General features: G+C 54.8%; 15 protein-coding genes. 11 read left to right on the top strand and 4 right to left on the bottom strand.

The window, feature by feature from the left end; all coding sequences use genetic code 11:
• Positions 1 to 4 precede the first annotated feature (4 nt).
• The 9 genes from cheR (at position 5) to bglB (ending at position 9,739) form a co-directional block, all read left to right on the top strand.
• On the top strand, positions 5 to 871 hold the full coding sequence (gene cheR, locus M987_RS18930; protein ID WP_014070710.1) for a protein-glutamate O-methyltransferase CheR: 867 nt from the start codon (positions 5 to 7) through the stop codon (positions 869 to 871).
• Positions 868 to 1,917, top strand: a complete 1,050-nt coding sequence (locus M987_RS18925; RefSeq protein ID WP_003859716.1) for a protein-glutamate methylesterase/protein-glutamine glutaminase — start codon at positions 868 to 870, stop codon at positions 1,915 to 1,917. The genes cheR and M987_RS18925 overlap by 4 nt, the downstream gene beginning before the upstream one ends.
• Before the next feature lie 17 nt (positions 1,918 to 1,934).
• The gene (cheY, locus tag M987_RS18920) at positions 1,935 to 2,324 is read left to right on the top strand and encodes a chemotaxis response regulator CheY (protein WP_000763862.1); all 390 of its coding nucleotides are present in this window, start codon (positions 1,935 to 1,937) and stop codon (positions 2,322 to 2,324) included.
• Between the two features lie 10 nt (positions 2,325 to 2,334).
• Positions 2,335 to 2,979: a protein phosphatase CheZ gene (cheZ, locus tag M987_RS18915; protein ID WP_014070709.1), complete on the top strand. Its 645-nt coding sequence runs from the start codon at positions 2,335 to 2,337 to the stop codon at positions 2,977 to 2,979.
• Between the two features lie 150 nt (positions 2,980 to 3,129).
• A complete protein-coding gene (gene flhB, locus M987_RS18910; RefSeq protein ID WP_014070708.1) occupies positions 3,130 to 4,278 on the top strand; it encodes a flagellar biosynthesis protein FlhB in 1,149 nt (382 codons plus the stop codon).
• The gene (gene flhA, locus M987_RS18905; RefSeq protein ID WP_014070707.1) at positions 4,271 to 6,349 is read left to right on the top strand and encodes a flagellar biosynthesis protein FlhA; all 2,079 of its coding nucleotides are present in this window, start codon (positions 4,271 to 4,273) and stop codon (positions 6,347 to 6,349) included. Before flhB ends, flhA begins: the two co-directional genes overlap by 8 nt.
• The gene (flhE, locus tag M987_RS18900; protein ID WP_014070706.1) at positions 6,349 to 6,741 is read left to right on the top strand and encodes a flagellar protein FlhE; all 393 of its coding nucleotides are present in this window, start codon (positions 6,349 to 6,351) and stop codon (positions 6,739 to 6,741) included. Before flhA ends, flhE begins: the two co-directional genes overlap by 1 nt.
• Positions 6,742 to 7,011: 270 nt before the next feature.
• Positions 7,012 to 8,595 (top strand): MFS transporter, encoded by a 1,584-nt coding sequence (locus tag M987_RS18895; RefSeq protein WP_014070705.1) that lies wholly within the window; start codon positions 7,012 to 7,014, stop codon positions 8,593 to 8,595.
• A 4-nt stretch (positions 8,596 to 8,599) separates the two neighbouring features.
• Positions 8,600 to 9,739, top strand: a complete 1,140-nt coding sequence (bglB, locus tag M987_RS18890; protein ID WP_014070704.1) for a beta-galactosidase BglB — start codon at positions 8,600 to 8,602, stop codon at positions 9,737 to 9,739.
• Positions 9,740 to 9,773: 34 nt separating this feature from the next.
• On the opposite strand, the gene argS is transcribed toward bglB, so the two are convergent.
• Positions 9,774 to 11,507 (bottom strand): arginine--tRNA ligase, encoded by a 1,734-nt coding sequence (gene argS / locus M987_RS18885; protein ID WP_014070703.1) that lies wholly within the window; start codon positions 11,505 to 11,507, stop codon positions 9,774 to 9,776.
• A 238-nt stretch (positions 11,508 to 11,745) separates the two neighbouring features.
• On the opposite strand from argS, the gene M987_RS18880 reads away from it, so the two are divergent.
• Together M987_RS18880 and cutC are read left to right on the top strand one after the other, a co-directional pair.
• Complete coding sequence (locus M987_RS18880; protein WP_014070702.1) at positions 11,746 to 12,306, top strand: VOC family protein; 561 nt, start codon at positions 11,746 to 11,748, stop codon at positions 12,304 to 12,306.
• Between the two features lie 85 nt (positions 12,307 to 12,391).
• Positions 12,392 to 13,135 (top strand): copper homeostasis protein CutC, encoded by a 744-nt coding sequence (gene cutC / locus M987_RS18875; protein WP_014070701.1) that lies wholly within the window; start codon positions 12,392 to 12,394, stop codon positions 13,133 to 13,135.
• 262 nt (positions 13,136 to 13,397) lie between these two features.
• On the opposite strand, the gene cmoB is transcribed toward cutC, so the two are convergent.
• From cmoB to M987_RS18860, 3 genes are read right to left on the bottom strand one after another with little or no spacing between them, the layout of a single operon-like run.
• Positions 13,398 to 14,369, bottom strand: a complete 972-nt coding sequence (gene cmoB / locus M987_RS18870; protein ID WP_014070700.1) for a tRNA 5-methoxyuridine(34)/uridine 5-oxyacetic acid(34) synthase CmoB — start codon at positions 14,367 to 14,369, stop codon at positions 13,398 to 13,400.
• Complete coding sequence (cmoA, locus tag M987_RS18865; RefSeq protein WP_014070699.1) at positions 14,366 to 15,109, bottom strand: carboxy-S-adenosyl-L-methionine synthase CmoA; 744 nt, start codon at positions 15,107 to 15,109, stop codon at positions 14,366 to 14,368. Before cmoA ends, cmoB begins: the two co-directional genes overlap by 4 nt.
• A gap of 40 nt (positions 15,110 to 15,149) precedes the next feature.
• Positions 15,150 to 15,545 carry an MAPEG family protein gene (locus M987_RS18860; RefSeq protein WP_014070698.1) on the bottom strand — a complete coding sequence of 132 codons (396 nt, stop codon included), beginning with the start codon at positions 15,543 to 15,545 and terminating at the stop codon, positions 15,150 to 15,152.
• Between the last annotated feature and the right edge of the window lie 51 nt (positions 15,546 to 15,596).

Here is a 15,596-nt window from a genome sequence, read left to right as displayed (position 1 = left end):
CGCTATGACATCACCAATGCCCTCAGGGCAAACGTCATTACTGTTACAGATGACACAGCGCCTCGCGCTGTCCGACGCGCATTTTCGTCGGATATGTCAGTTAATCTACCAGCGTGCGGGGATCGTGCTTGCCGATCATAAGCGAGACATGGTTTACAACCGGCTGGTGCGGCGCTTGCGCACCCTCGGGCTGGATGATTTTGGCCGCTATCTGAGTATGCTCGAAGCGAACCAGAACAGCGCGGAATGGCAGGCATTTATTAACTCGTTAACCACTAACCTGACCGCGTTTTTCCGTGAAGGGCACCATTTCCCGGTGTTGGCGGATCATGCGCGGCGTCGTAGCGGGGAGTATCGCGTCTGGAGTGCGGCAGCCTCAACCGGGGAAGAGCCGTACTCGCTGGCGATCACGCTGGCGGACACGCTGGGGATGGCGCCTGGGCGCTGGAAAGTGTTCGCCAGTGATATCGACACCGAAGTGCTGGAAAAAGCGCGTAATGGGGTCTATCGCCAGGATGAACTGAAGACGCTCTCGCCTCAGCAGCTTCAGCGTTACTTCATGCGCGGTACGGGCCCGCATGAAGGGCTGGTGCGCGTACGCCAGGAGCTGGCGAACTGCGTGGAATTCACCTCTGTAAACCTGCTGGATAAGCAGTACAACGTTCCGGGGCCGTTTGATGCCATTTTTTGCCGTAACGTGATGATTTATTTTGATAAAGAGACGCAACAGGACATTCTGCGTCGCTTTGTTCCGTTGCTCAAGCCTGACGGTTTACTGTTTGCCGGGCACTCGGAAAACTTTAGCAACCTCGTGCGTGAGTTTAGCCTGCGTGGGCAAACGGTATATGCGCTGAGTAAGGAAAAAGCATGAGTAAAATCAGGGTGTTGTCTGTCGATGATTCGGCGCTGATGCGCCAGATCATGACTGAAATTATCAATAGCCACAGCGATATGGAGATGGTGGCAACAGCGCCTGATCCGTTAGTTGCGCGGGATTTAATCAAAAAATATAACCCCGACGTGCTAACGCTGGATGTCGAAATGCCGCGCATGGATGGCATCGATTTTCTGGAAAAATTAATGCGTCTGCGCCCGATGCCGGTGGTGATGGTGTCATCCCTGACCGGGAAAGGGTCTGAAATCACGCTGCGTGCTCTGGAGCTGGGGGCGGTGGATTTTGTCACCAAACCTCAACTGGGTATCCGTGAAGGGATGCTGGCCTACAGCGAGATGATTGCCGAGAAGATCCGCACCGCGTCGCGCGCGAAGCTGGCGGCTCATAAGCCGACCGCCGCGCCGGCAACACTAAAAGCAGGCCCGTTACTCAGCTCGGAAAAACTGCTGGTGATTGGTGCGTCAACCGGGGGAACAGAGGCAATTCGCCATGTACTCCAGCCATTGCCACTTTCAAGCCCAGGTATTCTTATTACGCAGCATATGCCGCCAGGATTCACCCGTTCGTTCGCGGAACGTCTGAACAAACTGTGTCAGATAAGCGTGAAAGAGGCGGAAGACGGCGAACGTGTTCTTCCGGGGCACGCGTATATCGCACCGGGCGACAAGCATATGGAGCTGGCGCGCAGTGGGGCGAACTATCAAATCAAAATTCATGACGGGCCGCCGGTTAACCGGCACCGTCCGTCGGTGGATGTGCTGTTTCATTCGGTGGCGAAACATGCGGGGCGCAACGCCGTTGGGGTGATCCTGACGGGGATGGGCAACGATGGGGCCGCCGGAATGTTAGCGATGCACCAGGCTGGCGCCTGGACGATTGCGCAGAATGAAGCAAGTTGTGTGGTGTTCGGCATGCCGCGCGAGGCCATCAATATGGGTGGCGTGAGCGAAGTGGTCGATCTTAGCCAGGTAAGCCAGCAGATGCTGGCGAAAATCAGTGCCGGACAGGCAATACGTATTTGACTCAGGAGTATTATTTTATGGCGGATAAAGAGCTTAAGTTTTTGGTTGTGGATGACTTTTCCACCATGCGTCGTATCGTGCGCAACCTGCTTAAAGAACTGGGCTTCAACAATGTTGAAGAAGCAGAAGATGGCGTGGACGCGCTGAACAAACTTCAGGCAGGCGGATTTGGTTTTGTGATTTCTGACTGGAACATGCCTAACATGGACGGTCTGGAACTGCTGAAAACCATTCGTGCAGATGCGGGTATGGCCTCTTTGCCGGTTCTGATGGTGACCGCAGAAGCGAAGAAAGAGAACATCATTGCAGCAGCACAGGCGGGCGCAAGCGGCTATGTGGTGAAGCCATTCACCGCTGCAACCCTGGAAGAGAAGCTCGGTAAGATCTTCGAGAAACTCGGCATGTGAGGTGATGGATATGTTGCAACCTGCTATGAAACCCGTTGAAGAACATTCACCGAGCGACATTATTGCCCGCATTGGTAGCCTGACGCGCATGTTGCGTGACAGCCTGCGCGAATTAGGGCTGGATCAGGCCATTGCTGAAGCGGCGGAAGCGATTCCGGATGCGCGCGATCGTCTGGACTATGTTGTGCAGATGACTGCTCAGGCGGCTGAACGTGCGCTGAACAGCGTTGAAGCGTCACAGCCGCATCAGGACGCAATGGAGAAGGGGGCGAAATCCCTGACCAAGCGCTGGGACGAGTGGTTCGAAAATCCAATTGAGCTGGCGGATGCCCGTGAGCTGGTGACCGATACCCGTCAGTTCCTGGGGGATGTGCCGGGCCACACCAGCTTCACCAACGCGCAATTGCTGGACATCATGATGGCGCAGGATTTCCAGGACCTGACCGGTCAGGTTATCAAGCGCATGATGGATGTGATTCAGGAGATTGAGCGTCAGTTGCTGATGGTTCTGCTGGAAAACATCCCGGAACCGGCTGCGCGTCCGAAACGCGAGAACGAAAGCCTGCTCAATGGCCCACAGCTCGACGCGACCAAAGCGGGCGTTGTGGCAAGCCAGGATCAGGTGGACGATCTGCTGGACAGCCTTGGTTTCTGATAGTGCTTTCCGTCCCGGGTTGTTAACGCCACCCGGGGCGGGAAAAGTAAGAACCCGCGAAAAGAGCCCGAATAAACGGGCTTTTCCCGCCATTGGAATTCCTCTGCACTGGCATGATACCCATGACTTAATGGGCTGCGAGCACGTACAGTGTCAGAAGAAAACGACGACAAAACGGAAGCCCCCACACCCCACCGACTTGAAAAAGCGCGTGAGGAAGGGCAGATCCCCCGCTCCAGAGAACTGACATCCCTGCTTATTTTAGTGGTGGGTGTTTGTATTATCTGGCTGGGAGGGGAGTCGCTCGCCCGAAGACTGGCTGGAATGCTCTCTACCGGATTACGTTTTGACCACAGCATGGTCAACGATCCGAACCTTATTCTCAGCCAAATCATTCTGCTCATCAAAGGCGCGATGATTGCCTTGCTACCGCTGATAACCGGCGTGGTACTGGTGGCTATCGTCTCGCCCGTTATGCTGGGCGGCCTGGTGTTCAGCGCCAAATCGCTGCAACCTAAATTTTCCAAGCTTAACCCGCTGCCGGGCATCGCCCGTCTGTTTTCTGCCCAGACCGGCGCTGAGCTGGTGAAAGCGATTCTGAAATCCACGCTGATGGGCAGCGCGGCGGGTTTTTATCTTTTGCACAACTGGCCGGAAATGATGCGCCTTATCAGCGAATCGCCGCTCACCGCCATGAGCAATGCCATGAACCTGGTTGGGCTTTGTACGCTGCTGGTGGTGCTGAGCATTATCCCGATGGTGGGCTTCGACGTTATCTTCCAGTTGTACAGCCACTTCAAGAAACTGCGCATGTCACGTCAGGATATTCGTGATGAATACAAGCAGATGGAAGGTGACCCGCATGTGAAGGGGCGTATTCGCCAGATGCAGCGCGCTGCCGCCCGCCGTCGCATGATGGAAGACGTGCCAAAAGCCGATGTCATTGTCACCAACCCGACGCACTACTCGGTGGCGTTGCAGTACGACGAAAACAAAATGAGCGCGCCAAAAGTGGTGGCGAAAGGGGCCGGGCTGATTGCGCTGCGTATTCGTGAGATCGGCACTGAGAACCGCGTTCCCATTCTTGAAGCACCGCCGCTGGCGCGTGCCTTATACCGCCATGCGGAAATCGGACAACAAATCCCGGGGCAGCTTTACGCCGCAGTGGCTGAAGTGCTGGCCTGGGTATGGCAATTGAAACGCTGGCGTTTAGCAGGCGGTCAACGACCTGTGAAACCTGAAAACCTTCCAGTGCCAGAAGCGCTGGATTTTATGAACGAGAAGGACACTGATGGCTAATCTGGTGGCAATGTTGCGCCTGCCGAGCAACATGAAATCGACGCAATGGCAGATTCTGGCCGGGCCGATTCTCATCCTGCTGATTTTGTCGATGATGGTACTGCCGCTCCCGGCATTCATCCTCGATCTGCTTTTCACATTCAACATTGCACTTTCCATCATGGTGCTGCTGGTGGCGATGTTTACCCAGCGCACGCTTGAGTTTGCTGCGTTCCCGACCATTCTGCTGTTTACCACCTTGCTGCGTCTGGCGCTGAACGTGGCCTCCACGCGTATCATCCTGATGGAAGGGCACACCGGTGCGGCGGCAGCGGGTAAAGTGGTTGAAGCCTTCGGTCACTTCCTGGTAGGCGGTAACTTTGCCATCGGTATTGTGGTGTTTGTGATCCTCGTTATCATCAACTTTATGGTTATCACCAAAGGTGCAGGGCGTATCGCGGAAGTCGGCGCGCGCTTCGTGCTGGACGGGATGCCTGGTAAGCAGATGGCGATCGACGCCGATCTCAACGCGGGTCTTATCGCCGAAGATGAAGCCAAAAAGCGCCGTGCGGAAGTGACCCAGGAAGCCGACTTCTACGGTTCAATGGACGGTGCGAGTAAGTTTGTGCGCGGGGATGCCATCGCGGGCATCCTGATTATGGTGATCAACGTGGTGGGCGGCCTGCTGGTTGGTGTACTGCAACACGGCATGGACATGGGGCACGCGGCGGAAAGCTATACGCTGCTGACCATCGGTGACGGCCTGGTTGCACAGATCCCGGCGCTGGTTATCTCTACCGCTGCGGGTGTTATCGTTACCCGCGTCAGTACAGACCAGGACGTTGGCGAGCAGATGGTTGGCCAGTTGTTCAGCAACCCGCGCGTGATGCTGCTGGCTGCGGCTGTGCTGGGGTTGCTCGGTCTGGTTCCGGGGATGCCAAACCTGGTGTTCCTGCTGTTCACCGGCGCTCTGCTTGGCCTTGCCTGGTGGATGCGAGGGCGTGAAGCCAAACCCGCGGCCGAGCCTGCTCCTGTTAAAGTACAGGAGAATACGCAGGCGGTCGAAGCCACCTGGAACGATGTCCAACTGGAGGATTCACTGGGGATGGAAGTGGGCTATCGCCTGATCCCAATGGTGGATTTCCAGCAGGATGGCGAGCTGCTTGGGCGTATTCGCAGTATTCGTAAGAAATTTGCGCAAGAGATGGGCTTTTTGCCTCCGGTTGTCCATATCCGCGACAACATGGATTTACCGCCGGCGCGCTACCGCATTCTGATGAAGGGCGTGGAAATTGGCAGCGGTGATGCTTATCCGGGACGCTGGCTGGCTATCAACCCGGGCACGGCTGCCGGGACTCTGCCGGGCGAGCAAACCATCGATCCGGCCTTTGGTCTGGCCGCTATCTGGATCGAGAGCGCGCTGAAAGAGCAGGCGCAGATCCAGGGTTATACCGTGGTGGAAGCCAGTACCGTCGTGGCAACCCATCTTAACCATCTGATTGGCCAATTCTCGGCGGAACTGTTTGGCCGCCAGGAGGCGCAGCAGCTTCTGGACCGCGTTACGCAAGAGATGCCGAAGCTGACTGAAGATCTGGTACCGGGCGTAGTGACGTTAACCACGCTGCACAAAGTGCTGCAAAATCTGCTCGACGAGAAAGTGCCTATCCGCGATATGCGCACCATTCTGGAAACCCTGGCGGAACATGCGCCGCTGCAAAGCGATCCGCATGAGCTGACGGCGGTGGTTCGCGTGGCGCTGGGACGAGCTATTACCCAACAGTGGTTCCCGGGAACAGGCGAAGTACAGGTGATTGGCCTTGATACTCCGCTGGAGCGCTTGCTGCTTCAGGCCTTGCAGGGTGGCGGTGGTCTGGAACCGGGTCTGGCAGACAGACTGCTGGCACAAACTCAGGAAGCGCTGGCTCGTCAGGAGATGCTGGGTGCGCCACCGGTTCTGCTGGTGAATCATGCGCTACGTCCGCTGTTGTCACGCTTCCTGCGTCGCAGCCTGACGCAGCTGGTGGTGCTGTCGAACATGGAACTGTCGGATAACCGCCATATCCGCATGACGGCAACCATTGGAGGTAAGTAATGCGTAAGTGGCTATGGATACTGTTCTTCCCGCTGGCGGCACAGGCCGCAGGCGAGGGGACATGGCAGGCCAGCAGTATGGGGATTACGCTCAATCATCGTGGTGAGGCGATGTCTTCACGCCCGCTGTCTCCTTCTGAACCTGCCACCGGCCTGATGACGCTGGTGGCCTGGAATTACAAGCTGATTGGCCCAACGCCCGCAGGGTTGCGCGTGCGCCTGTGTACGCAGACCCGCTGTGCCGAAATTGAAGGGGAAAATGGCACCACTCAGGCGTTTAACGGCGTGTCTGCCATCGAGCCGCTGCGCTTTATCTGGGAAGTTCCTGGCGGCGGACGTTTGATCCCGGCGCTGAAAGTTCAGAGTAACTCTGTCATCGTTAACTATCGTTAACATCGCTAACCGCCTGCCTTTTAACCAGCCGTCAGGCAATTCTGATGGCTGGCTCGCAAAATTGACCTTGCCTTTTGAAGCAATAGAAACGCTGTTTTATAAATCAGTGACACGCGTAATGACACTCTTTGCATTTTTGCCATCCGCCACTTTGTTATGGCAGAAACAGAAAGGTATCAATAAGTCGATAATTCTACTGTAGCCGTGTAAAAACTCCCGGACGAGGTTTGCTTACAGGGAGTCTCCCAAAACTGATTAGGGTTGACGGCAATGAAAACACGTAAAATTGGACTCGCAAATTATCTTGCTTATGGATCAGGCGATTTCCTCGGGGCGGGTACAACCGCCCTGACGGCCGCCTGGCTTTTATATTTTTATACGACCTTTTGTGGACTTACCCCGATTGAGGCAACCTTCATCTTTGCGGCTGCAAGGGTACTGGATGCTGTTGTTAGCCCGCTGATGGGCTTTATGACCGATAACTTCGGTACGACCTGGCTCGGTAAGCGCTTTGGTCGGCGTAAGTTCTTTATCCTGCTGGGTATTCCTTGTGTGTTCAGCTACTCACTAATGTGGGTCGGGGACATGAGCTTCTGGTACTACCTGCTGACCTATCTGGTGTTTGATATCGTCTACACCATGATTCTGGTGCCATACGAAACGCTGGTACCGGAGATGACCGATGACTTCAAACAGAAAACCAAATTCTCCGGCGCACGTATTTCGATGGCGCAGATGTCGGCGATCCTTGCCTCATTCCTGCCGGGTATTTTGTTAACCCATTTTGGCAAAGACAACGCCGTTTCCTTCTTCTACGCAAGCCTGGTCTTCTCCGTGCTGTGCGCGATGATGCTGACCTTCGTCTGGTTCTTTACCTGGGAGCGCCCGCGTGAAGAGTGGACTGAAGCGGCGCTGCGCGCTGAAGAAGAGAAGAAAAAACTGACGCTGGGACAGAGCCTGAACCGTCTGTTTGTTGAATTAAGCTCGACGCTGCGCATTAAAATTTTCCGTCAGCATCTTGGCATGTACCTCGGCGGTTATATTGCACAGGACGTCTTCAATGCCGTGTTCACCTACTACGTGGTATTCGTGCTGATGCAGGAAGCCTCTATGGCTTCTAATCTGCTGGGCACAATGGCTATCTTCCAGTTCCTTGCCGTTATCGCCATGATCCCACTGTGTATTCGCTTCGGGCCTGCACCGTCTTACCGTATGGTGGTCGTGTTATTTGGTCTGGCGTCTATCTCTTACGCCGTGCTCTATTACGCGGGTCTGAGCGATGTCTACGCCTTGCTGCTGCTGGTGTCTGCTGTTGCCGGTTTGGGTCGCGGTGGTATCAACTATGTCCCATGGAATACCTACACCTACATTGCAGATGTGGATGAGGTGATCACCGGTCAGCGCCGCGAAGGGATCTTTGCCGGCATCATGACCCTGACCCGTAAAGCCTCTCAGGCGGGGGCGGTGATGCTGGTGGGCATCGTGATGCAGATGTCCGGTTTTGTCAGCGGTCAGAAAGTTCAGCCTGCTGAAGTCAGCCATACCATTCTGATGATCCTGAGTGTGGGTACCATTCTGGTGCTGTTCTGCGGCTTCCTGGTCTCCCTGCGTTTCAAACTCAATTTGCAGACCCACAGCACGCTGCGCGAAGAAACGGCCAAAATGCGTGAGTCTGGCCATGCGGTGGCGGAAACCGCAACGCCGCAAGCCCGTGCCACCGTCGAGATGCTGGCCGGTATGCCGTACGACTCTCTGTGGGGCAATAACAACATTGGTTATTTGAACCGCAATAAACCCGCTGCGCCTTCGCTGAAGGATCGTACGGTACTGAATTCGACATACAACAGAGGTTAAGATTATGAAAGTTTGGCCTGTCAAACAGAGTCCGTTACTGCGTCAGCCAGAGCGTTTTATCGCCAGAGATGAACTGAAATCACTGATTCAGAAAGTGACGCATAATCTGGTGAACATTCACGATAAAACGGGCGAATTTTTGCTGCGACTGGACGACGGGCGCGTGATCGACACCAAAGGCTGGGCGGGATGGGAGTGGACGCATGGCGTCGGTTTATACGGTATCTGGCAGTACTACTGCCAGACCGGCGACGAGGCGATGCGTGACATTATTGATAGCTGGTTTACCGACCGCTTCGCGGAAGGGGCGACCACCAAAAACGTCAATACCATGTCACCTTTTTTGACCCTGGCTTATCGCTACGAAGAGACGAAAAATCCGGCCTGGTTGCCGTGGCTGGAAAGCTGGGCGGAATGGGCGATGAACGAGATGCCGCGCACCGATCACGGCGGGATGCAACACATCACACTGGCTGAAGAGAACCATCAGCAGATGTGGGATGACACACTGATGATGACGGTTCTGCCGCTGGCGAAAATCGGCAAGTTGCTGAACAAGCCTGAATACGTTGAAGAAGCGGTGTATCAGTTCCTGCTGCACGTGCAGAACCTGATGGACAGAGAAACCGGGCTGTGGTTCCACGGCTGGAACTACGAAGGAAACCATAACTTTGCCAATGCCCGTTGGGCGCGCGGCAACAGCTGGCTGACTATTGTCATCCCGGATTTCCTCGAGCTTGTGGATCTGCCGGAAAACAACGCCGTACGGCGTTATCTGGTCCAGGTTCTGAATGCGCAGATTGCGGCCCTGGCGAAGTGTCAGGATGACAGCGGCCTGTGGCACACGCTGCTTGACGATCCGAACTCGTATCTTGAAGCATCGGCTACGGCAGGCTTTGCCTACGGTATTCTGAAAGCGGTGCGTAAGCGCTATGTCGGGGCGGAGTATGCAGAAGTTGCCGACAAAGCGATTCGTGGTATTGTGAAAAATATTTCGCCGGAAGGGGAGTTACTGCAAACGTCATTCGGTACGGGGATGGGCAGCGACCTGGAGTTTTATCGTCAGATCCCGCTGACATCGATGCCGTACGGACAGGCGATGGCAATATTGTGTTTAACGGAATATTTGCGGAAGTACTTCTGATAATAAAAAACCCGGCGCTCGCCGGGTTTCTTTTTTACATACGCTCTACGGTTTCGATACCCAGGGTATCCAGACCCAGTTTCAGGGTCTTCGCCGTCAACTGCGCCAGCTTCAGGCGGCTGTTGCGCACCGCTTCATTTTCTGCCGACAGGATAGGGCAGTGTTCGTAGAAGCCAGAGAACAGACCCGCCAGGTCGTACAGATACGCACACATCACGTGCGGAGTGCCATCGCGTGCAACGACGGACAGCGTCTCTTCGAATTGCAGCAGGCGGGCTGCCAGCTGGGCTTCACGATCTTCGCTAATCTGAACCGCGGCATTGGCCAGTACGCTTTCGTCGATATTCGCTTTACGGAACACAGACAACACGCGGGTGTAGGCATACTGCATGTACGGCGCAGTGTTGCCTTCGAATGCCAGCATGTTATCCCAGTCGAACACGTAGTCGGTAGTACGGTTCTTGGACAGATCCGCGTATTTCACGGCACCAATACCGACCGCGTTAGCCAGTTTTTCCAGTTCGTCAGCTGGCATATCCGGGTTCTTCTCTGCCACCAGACGACGGGCGCGTTCCAGCGCTTCATCCAGCAGGTCAGCCAGTTTTACCGTGCCGCCAGCGCGGGTTTTGAACGGTTTACCGTCTTTGCCGAGCATCATCCCGAACATGTGGTGTTCCAGCGGAACAGAATCAGGCACGTAGCCCGCTTTGCGCACAATCGTCCACGCCTGCATCAGGTGCTGGTGCTGACGGGAATCGATGTAGTACAGCACGCGATCGGCATGAAGGGTTTCGTAACGGTATTTCGCGCAGGCAATATCGGTGGTGGTGTACAGATAGCCGCCATCCTTTTTCTGGATGATCACGCCCATCGGTTCGCCTTCCTTGTTTTTGTACTCATCAAGGAACACCACCGTTGCGCCTTCGCTCTCTACTGCCAGACCTTTAGCTTTAAGATCGGCCACAATGCCTGGCAGCATTGGGTTGTACAGGCTTTCACCCATCACATCATCACGGGTCAGGGTCACGTTCAGACGGTTATAGGTTAACTGGTTCTGGGACATGGTGATGTCTACCAGTTTGCGCCACATCTCGAGGAAGTACGCGTCGCCGCCCTGTAATTTCACCACGTAGCTACGCGCACGTTCGGCGAAGACTTCATCTTCGTCGTAGTGTTTTTTCGCTTCGCGGTAGAAACCTTCCAGGTCCGCTAGCGCCATTTCGCCTGCATTTTCCTGCTGCTGTTTTTCCAGGTAAGCAATCAGCATCCCGAACTGCGTACCCCAGTCACCCACGTGGTTCGCACGGATAACGTTGTGACCGAGGAACTCCAGCGTGCGTACGGACGCATCACCAATGATGGTGGAGCGCAGGTGACCGACGTGCATCTCTTTCGCCACGTTTGGCGCAGAGTAGTCAATCACGATGGTCTGTGCTTTTGGCTGGGTTACACCCAGACGGTCGGACTTCAGCGCCGCGTCAACGTTGCTTGCCAGGAATGCCGGGTCAAGGAAGATATTGATAAAGCCCGGGCCAGCGATTTCCGTTTTGCTGGCAATACCAGCGAGATCCAGATGAGTCAGCACCTGCTCAGCGAGTTGTCGCGGCGGCATTCCCAGTTTTTTAGCCACTGCCATCACGCCATTAGCCTGATAGTCGCCAAACTGTACTTTTGCTGACTGACGAACCTGCGGTTCGCAATCCGCAGGTGCGCCTGCGGCAATCAGTGCCTGACTGACTTTTTCTGAGAGAAGAGCCTGAATATTCACCTGGATACCTTACATTTTTGATGCGGACTCAACACATCCGCGCCAGTTTAAGAATTTAGGGCGGGAGTATACTGCAAATGCCTTCTGGCGTCAGCATTGCGGGGGCCTTTGATTGTACAGAATCCAGGCTAAGGCAGTGTGCATAATCATGCAGTCGTAAAAACCGCAACGCTGCGGTTGGTAGAAACGAGGCAACAGAGTAAATTAGCGGCTTTGCGACACATTGAGAGAAGATTTTATGGCGAACTGGCAATCCATTGACGAACTGCATGATATTTCAGCCGATCTCCCGCGTTTCACCCAGGCGTTCACAGAACTTGCCACCCGTCTTGGTCTGGATATTGCGCCGCTTGAGGCCGATCACATTTCACTGCGCTGCCACCAGAATGCCACCGCCGAGCGCTGGCGTCGTGGGTTTGAGCAGTGCGGGGAACTGCTGTCAGAAAACATCATTAACGGACGTCCAATTTGCCTGTTTAAGCTGCATGAACCGGTTTGCGTTGCCCACTGGCAATTCAGCGTGGTTGAGCTGCCGTGGCCGGGTGAAAAACGATATCCGCATGAAGGCTGGGAACACATCGAAATTGTGCTGCCGGGCGAGCCTGAAACCCTTAACGCGCGCGCACTGGCTCTGTTGTCTGACGACGGGTTAAGCAAGCCGGGTATCTTCGTGAAAACCAGCTCACCAAAAGGGGAGCGCGAGCGCCTGCCAAACCCGACGCTTGCCGTGACGGACGGGCAGGTTACGGTGAAGTTTCATCCGTGGACGATTGAACAGATTGTTGCCAGCGAAGCCTGAGTGTAAGACTTGTGAGCTCACGCCAGGACGCACCGCGGCAGGCGTGTCATGATGGTGTGTTTCGTGGATCTTTAAGGAGGATTGAATGGCGCTGCTGGAGATTTGTTGTTACAGCGTGGAGTGTGCCGTGACCGCACAACAACAGGGGGCCGATCGCATTGAACTGTGCGCGGCACCGAAAGAAGGGGGGTTAACACCCTCTTATGGGGTGCTGAAATCGGCTCGTCAGGCGGTTTCCATTCCTGTTCATCCGATCATTCGTCCGCGTGGCGGTGATTTTTGTTACACGGAGGGTGAATTCAGTGCCATGCTGGAAGATATCGCCCTCGTTCGCGACCTGGGATTCCCGGGGCTGGTTATCGGCCTGCTTGATGAAGACGGCAATGTCGATATGCCGCGGATGCGGCAGGTCATGGATGTAGCAAAAGGGCTGGCAGTCACTTTTCATCGTGCGTTTGACATGTGTAAGAACCCGATGCAAGCCTTTGATAATCTGGACGAACTGGGAGTTGCGCGTATCCTGACATCGGGTCAGCAGTCGTCCGCAGAAAAAGGACTGCAATTAATTACGGAACTAAAAGCACATTCCGGTGTTCTAAAAATAATGGCAGGCGCAGGAGTTCGCGCCAGCAATCTGAATCTGTTTTTAAACGCAGGGGTAGAAGAGCTTCATAGCTCAGCAGGCAAGTGGATGCCTTCACCTATGCGTTATCGCAATACAGGGTTGTCAATGTCGACGGATGCTGAAGCGGATGAGTATTCACGCTACGGTGTAGATGGAGAGTCGGTTGCGGTAATGAAATCGCTGATTGAACGTCATCACGTGTAGCAACGTACCGATTTTTACCGCGCATCATGTCGCCCAATATGATGCTTGCTTGTACCAGGCCCCTGCCAATTAAACAGGGGCCTTTTTTTCTCCTTCATATTTCAAGCCGCAGCCGCGTTGGCTGCCTCGCTCACCCCGGTCACTTACTGATGTAAGCTCCCGGGGATTCGCTGCGTTGCCGCCTTGCTGCAACTTGAACTATTTTGGAGAAAACGTGCGACGCGTAGGCCGGGTAAGGCGCAGCCGCCACCCGGCTAAAAGACTACGGCTTCGTCGCAATCAACACTGCACGCATCGGTGCCGGATAGCCTTCAATCGTTTTACTGTGGTCTGCCGGGTCGAGGAACTGCTCCAGCGATTCGGTAATCATCCAGTCTGTACGGCGCTGCTCCTCGATTGAGGTCACGCTTACATCGGCAATACGCACATCGACAAAACCGCATTTCTCAAGCCAGTTTTTCAGCGCCAGCGCGGAAGGAATAAAGTATACGTTGCGCATCTGCGCGTAGCGGTCGCCAGGCACCAGAACGGCATTCTCATCACCTTCTATAACCAGCGTTTCCAGTACCAGCTCACCACCGCTGACCAGCTGATCTTTCAGCTGCCACAGATGCTCAAGCGGGGAACGACGGTGATAAAGCACGCCCATGGAGAACACGGTATCAAAGGCTTTCAGCGCCGGTAATTGCTCAATACCCAGCGGCAGCAGATGCGCACGCTGGTCATTGCCGAGTAATTTACGCACGGCTTCAAACTGACACAGGAACAACTGCATAGGGTCGATGCCGACCGCCAGATGCGCGCCTGCGCCAATCATGCGCCACATGTGGTAACCGCTGCCGCAGCCCACATCCAGAATGGTGCGCCCGCTGAGGTCAGACAGATGGGGCAGAACGCGATCCCATTTCCAGTCTGAACGCCATTCAGTGTTGATGTTCACGCCGTAAAGCGAAAACGGCCCTTTGCGCCACGGCATCAGGTTACGCATCAGTGTTTCAATGCGGTTCGTCTGGCCAGCGGAGAGTGGCTCTGCGCTTTCGGCCGTTACGCTATGCAGCAAATCAAGACGATGAGGCGTCAGTTCTGGCAAAAACTCCACCGCATTCGACCACTGCTTTAACAGACCGTGCTGCTGATCGCGCTGCCAGGTGGCGATTTGCGCAGGCAGTGTTTCCAGCCAGTGGGAAAGGTGATTTTTGGCAATCAACTGATAGAAATTACCGAACTCGATCATGCCGCGTCCCCGGCTTTCAGCGCCACCAGAGAGCCAAAGTTGAAGCACTGGAACCACAGTTCGCTGTGCTCAAATCCGGCTTTGCGCAGACGCGCTTTGTGGGTTTCAACGGAATCCGTCAGCATGACGTTTTCAAGCATACTGCGCTTCTGGCTGATCTCCAGCTCGCTATAGCCGTTCGCCCGTTTAAAGTCGTGGTGCATGTTAAACAGCAGTTCGCCCACATCGGCATCCTCGAAACTGAATTTCTCGGATAACACCAGCGCACCGCCCGGGTTCAGGCCCTTATAAATCTTGTCCAGCAGCAGTTGGCGATCTTCCGGCACCAGGAACTGAAGGGTGAAATTCAGGACCACCATTGAGGCGTTCTGAATGTCGATATCGCGGATATCGCCTTCCACAACCTCAACCGGCGTTGGGGCTTTATACGCGTCTATATGGCGACGGCAGCGTTCGACCATGGCCGGAGAATTATCAACAGCGATGATTTTACAGCCTTCCTGACGAACGTTACGACGAACCGACAGCGTTGATGCGCCAAGCGAACACCCCAGATCATAGACCTGCGTGCCGGGTTGAACAAAACGTTCAGCCAGCATCCCGATCATGGAGACAATATTGGAGTAACCAGGTACAGAGCGCTGGATCATGTCAGGGAAGACTTCGGCTACCCGTTCATCAAAGGTCCAGTCGCCCAGACTGGCGATAGGCGCGGAAAAAAGCGTGTCGCGATCAGACATAACGTAAAAATCCGGGAAAAATAAAGTGGCGTATTGTGCGCTAATGGAAGGAGAAAACCAACTCCCACGGCATATACCAAAGGTTAGCCAGCACCATCAGCAAAAGCGAACACCAGGTTGCGCTCATACCGGAACGACGCCAGCGGAACAAGCGGTGGTGAAAGCCGTAATAATGCATTAACCGGCCTGCAATCAGCAGCAAGCCACAGATGTGGACCATCCAGGTTTGTGCGCCGTTCATCTCCATAAACAGCAGCAATATCAGCGCAACGGGGATGTATTCAACCGCATTACCGTGGACGCGGATCGCGCTATGCAGCTCGGAAAAACCACCGTCACCGTAGGACACGCGGTACTGCATTCTGAGGCGCACAACATCAAACGAAAACTTAATCAGCAGTAATGCACCTAAGACCGCATAAAGCGCGCTGACCATACAAACTCCCTGTTTTTGGCAGATGGCACGTCTATATGATAGGGGGTGATA

Source organism: Enterobacter soli ATCC BAA-2102 (genome assembly GCF_001654845.1).
Taxonomy (GTDB): domain Bacteria; phylum Pseudomonadota; class Gammaproteobacteria; order Enterobacterales; family Enterobacteriaceae; genus Enterobacter; species Enterobacter soli.
Note: the sequence above shows the minus strand (reverse complement) of the source record. Positions and strands in the feature narration are given on the sequence as shown.

What these genes read in the sequence shown, in the direction of transcription:
- cheR (WP_014070710.1), top strand. Translation starts at nt 5, where the DNA reads ATGACATCACCAATGCCCTCAGGGCAAACGTCATTACTGTTACAGATG.
- M987_RS18925 (WP_003859716.1), top strand. Translation starts at nt 868, where the DNA reads ATGAGTAAAATCAGGGTGTTGTCTGTCGATGATTCGGCGCTGATGCGC.
- cheY (WP_000763862.1), top strand. Translation starts at nt 1,935, where the DNA reads ATGGCGGATAAAGAGCTTAAGTTTTTGGTTGTGGATGACTTTTCCACC.
- cheZ (WP_014070709.1), top strand. Translation starts at nt 2,335, where the DNA reads ATGTTGCAACCTGCTATGAAACCCGTTGAAGAACATTCACCGAGCGAC.
- flhA (WP_014070707.1), top strand. Translation starts at nt 4,271, where the DNA reads ATGGCTAATCTGGTGGCAATGTTGCGCCTGCCGAGCAACATGAAATCG.
- flhE (WP_014070706.1), top strand. Translation starts at nt 6,349, where the DNA reads ATGCGTAAGTGGCTATGGATACTGTTCTTCCCGCTGGCGGCACAGGCC.
- M987_RS18895 (WP_014070705.1), top strand. Translation starts at nt 7,012, where the DNA reads ATGAAAACACGTAAAATTGGACTCGCAAATTATCTTGCTTATGGATCA.
- bglB (WP_014070704.1), top strand. Translation starts at nt 8,600, where the DNA reads ATGAAAGTTTGGCCTGTCAAACAGAGTCCGTTACTGCGTCAGCCAGAG.
- M987_RS18880 (WP_014070702.1), top strand. Translation starts at nt 11,746, where the DNA reads ATGGCGAACTGGCAATCCATTGACGAACTGCATGATATTTCAGCCGAT.
- cutC (WP_014070701.1), top strand. Translation starts at nt 12,392, where the DNA reads ATGGCGCTGCTGGAGATTTGTTGTTACAGCGTGGAGTGTGCCGTGACC.
- cmoB (WP_014070700.1), bottom strand. Translation starts at nt 14,369, where the DNA reads ATGATCGAGTTCGGTAATTTCTATCAGTTGATTGCCAAAAATCACCTT.
- cmoA (WP_014070699.1), bottom strand. Translation starts at nt 15,109, where the DNA reads ATGTCTGATCGCGACACGCTTTTTTCCGCGCCTATCGCCAGTCTGGGC.
- M987_RS18860 (WP_014070698.1), bottom strand. Translation starts at nt 15,545, where the DNA reads ATGGTCAGCGCGCTTTATGCGGTCTTAGGTGCATTACTGCTGATTAAG.